This window comes from Micromonospora sp. NPDC049089, assembly GCF_040648775.1.
In the GTDB taxonomy this organism is placed as follows: domain Bacteria; phylum Actinomycetota; class Actinomycetes; order Mycobacteriales; family Micromonosporaceae; genus Micromonospora.
On record NZ_JBEZEH010000370.1, the window covers coordinates 1 to 2,897 of the forward strand.

The following is a 2,897-nucleotide window of genomic DNA, read 5'->3' on the forward strand; positions in this document are numbered from 1 at the left end:
GTGACCCGGACGCTCAGCGACGACCCGCTGGGCGGCACGGTACGTCGTACCGTGCTGCCCAGCGGCCTGCGCGTCCTCACCGAGGCGATTCCGGCGATGCGCAGCGTCTCGTTCGGCATCTGGGTGGCGGTCGGCTCGCGTGACGAGACCGGCCCGCAGGCCGGTGCCGCGCACTTCCTCGAGCACCTGCTCTTCAAGGGCACCCACAAGCGCACCGCACTGGAGATCTCCTCGCAGATCGAGGCGGTGGGTGGCGAGACCAACGCCTTCACCACGAAGGAATACACCTGCTACTACGCCCGCGTGCTGGACGAGGACCTGCCGCTGGCGATCGACGTGATGTGCGACCTGGTCGCGGACTCGCTGTTGGAGCCGGCCGACGTCGAGACCGAGCGTGGCGTGATCCTGGAGGAGATCGCCATGCACGACGACGAGCCGGGTGACGAGGTGCACGACCTCTTCGTCCAGGCCGTCTACGGCGATCACCCGCTGGGCCGGCTGATCTCCGGCACCGCGGAGACCGTCACCCCGATGACCAGGCGGCAGATCCAGACCTTCTACCGGGGTCGCTACACCGCGCCGCAGATCGTCATCGCCGCCGCCGGCAACCTCGACCACGCCGCTGTGGTCAAGATGGTCCGTCAGGCCGTGCGCGGAACCCCGCTGGACAGCGACCCGGCCAGCCCGGCGCCGCACCGCGCGGCGACCCCGGCGGTACGCACCAAGCCGGCGACCACGGTGGTGGAGCCGAAGGAGACCGAGCAGGCACACGTCATCCTCGGCTGCCCCGGCATCGACCGGCTCGACGATCGGCGGTTCGCTCTCGGGGTGCTCAACAACGTGCTCGGCGGTGGCATGTCCAGCCGCCTGTTCCAGGAGATCCGCGAGCAGCGTGGCCTCGCGTACTCGGTGTACTCCTACGCCAGCCAGTACGCCGACACCGGCCTGTTCGCCGTCTACGCCGGCTGCGCGCCGGGCAAGGTGGACGAGGTGCTGGCCCTGACCCGCGCCGAGTTGGCCCGGGTGGCCGCCGACGGCTTGACCGAGGCCGAGGTGGCCCGGGGCAAGGGGATGAGCAAGGGCTCGTTCGTGCTCGGCCTGGAGGACACCGGTTCCCGGATGAGCCGCCTGGCCAAGGGTGAGCTGCTCTACGGCGACCTGATGCCTGTCGACGAGCTGCTCCGCCGGGTCGACGAGGTCACCGTGGAGGACGTGAACGTGCTCGCCGCCGAGCTGCTCAGCCGGCCGATGTCGTTGGCCGTAGTAGGCCCCTTCGGTGCGGGCGACTTCGCGGTCTGAGTCCTTCCGCCGTCGCGCGGGCTGAATCCTTCCGTCCCCAGCGCGGCCCGAGTCCTTCTGCCGCAGCGCGGTGAGGCCCTTTCGGGCGTGGCATCCCGGCGGGTGGATGCCCCGGATCCGGCCGGAAGGGCCCGTCCCGATTGGGATAGGTTGTGCCCCGTGACTGACGAGCAGGAGAAGACCCCCGCCGGGCTGGTGCGGGTCGGCGTGTTCGGTGCCCGTGGCCGGATGGGCATCGAGGTCTGCAAGGCGGTCGACGCCGCCGACGACCTCGCCCTGGTGGCGTCGATCGACCAGGGTGACGACCGCTCCGCCGTCTCCACCGCCGAGGTGGTCGTCGACTTCACCACGCCGGACGTCGTCATGGACAACCTCCAGTGGTGCATCGAGCAGGGCATCAGCGCGGTGGTCGGCACGACCGGCTTCACCGAGCAGCGGCTGGAGCAGGTGCGCGGCTGGCTGGCCGACAGGCCCGAGGTGGGCGTGGTCATCGCCCCGAACTTCGGTATCGGCGCGGTGCTGATGATGCAGTTCGCCGCGCGGGCAGCCCGACACTTCGAGTCCGTCGAGATCATCGAGCAGCATCACCCGCGCAAGCTGGACGCCCCGAGTGGCACCGCCACCCACACCGCCCGGCAGATCGCCCGTGCCCGCGCCGAGGCCGGCCTCGGCCCGGTGCCGGACGCCACGAAGGACGAGGTGCCGGGTGCGCGCGGCGCCGACATCGACGGGGTACGCGTCCACGCGGTGCGCGCCACCGGCCTGGTGGCCCACCAGGAGGTGCTGTTCGGCGGTACCGGCGAGACACTGACCATCCGGCACGACTCGTACGACCGGGTGTCGTTCATGCCGGGTGTGCTGCTGGCCGTCCGCGCGGTGCGCAACCGCCCCGGCCTCACCGTCGGCCTGGACGCCCTGCTCGACTGAGCTCAGACCTTCCCGCTCCCTCGTTACTGGCGCAGATCTTGGACAGTTACCGTCACGCGCTGACGGAAACTGTCCAAGATCTCTGCACGCGGACCGGGTAGCATCCGCCGATGATTGATGGTGGACACCTGGACCGGCGCGGGCGGCGAGTGACGCTGCGGCCGGTGGACGACGACAACTGGCGTGCGGTGGCCGACGTCGCCCCGCGCGACGACCAGCGCCGCTTCGTGGCCGCGCTGGGCGCGCGCTATCTGCTGCTGAGCACCCGCTCCGAGGTGTGGAACTCGCTCGCGGTGTACGCCGACGAGACCGTCGTCGGTCACGTCATGTGGGGCGTGGACGACGACGGCTCACACTGGATCGGCGGCATGCTGATCGACGCCGCCGAGCAGGGCCGGGGCGTCGGCAGGGCCACCGTGCAGACCCTCGCTCCCTGGCTGGCGGCCCGAGAGGGCAAACCCCCGGTCCGCCTCTCGTACCACCCCGACAACACCCAGGCTGCCGCCCTCTACGAGTCCCTGGGCTTCCACCCGACAGGCGCGGTCGACGACGAAGAGCTGATCGCCGAACGAACCCCCTGACGGCGGGCCTGGGCCGGCGTCGATCATGGAGTTGTGGTGGGGCCCACAAAAGGCGGGCACCGACCGCTGGCCCCCCCCACCACCAAGATC

At 70.8% G+C, this 2,897-nt stretch carries 3 protein-coding genes; all 3 read left to right on the forward strand.

What is annotated here, in order from left to right; genetic code table 11:
• Positions 1-1,299 (forward strand): pitrilysin family protein (locus AB0B48_RS32790; protein WP_357208469.1); only part of this gene is annotated, 1,299 nt, incomplete at its 5' end.
• A gap of 159 nt (positions 1,300-1,458) precedes the next feature.
• Entirely contained in the window at positions 1,459-2,226 is a 768-nt protein-coding gene (dapB, locus tag AB0B48_RS32795) for a 4-hydroxy-tetrahydrodipicolinate reductase (RefSeq protein WP_357208471.1), read from the forward strand.
• Positions 2,227-2,336: 110 nt separating this feature from the next.
• Positions 2,337-2,807, forward strand: coding sequence for a GNAT family N-acetyltransferase (locus tag AB0B48_RS32800; protein ID WP_357208474.1), 471 nt, complete (start codon positions 2,337-2,339; stop codon positions 2,805-2,807).
• Positions 2,808-2,897: the final 90 nt, after the last annotated feature.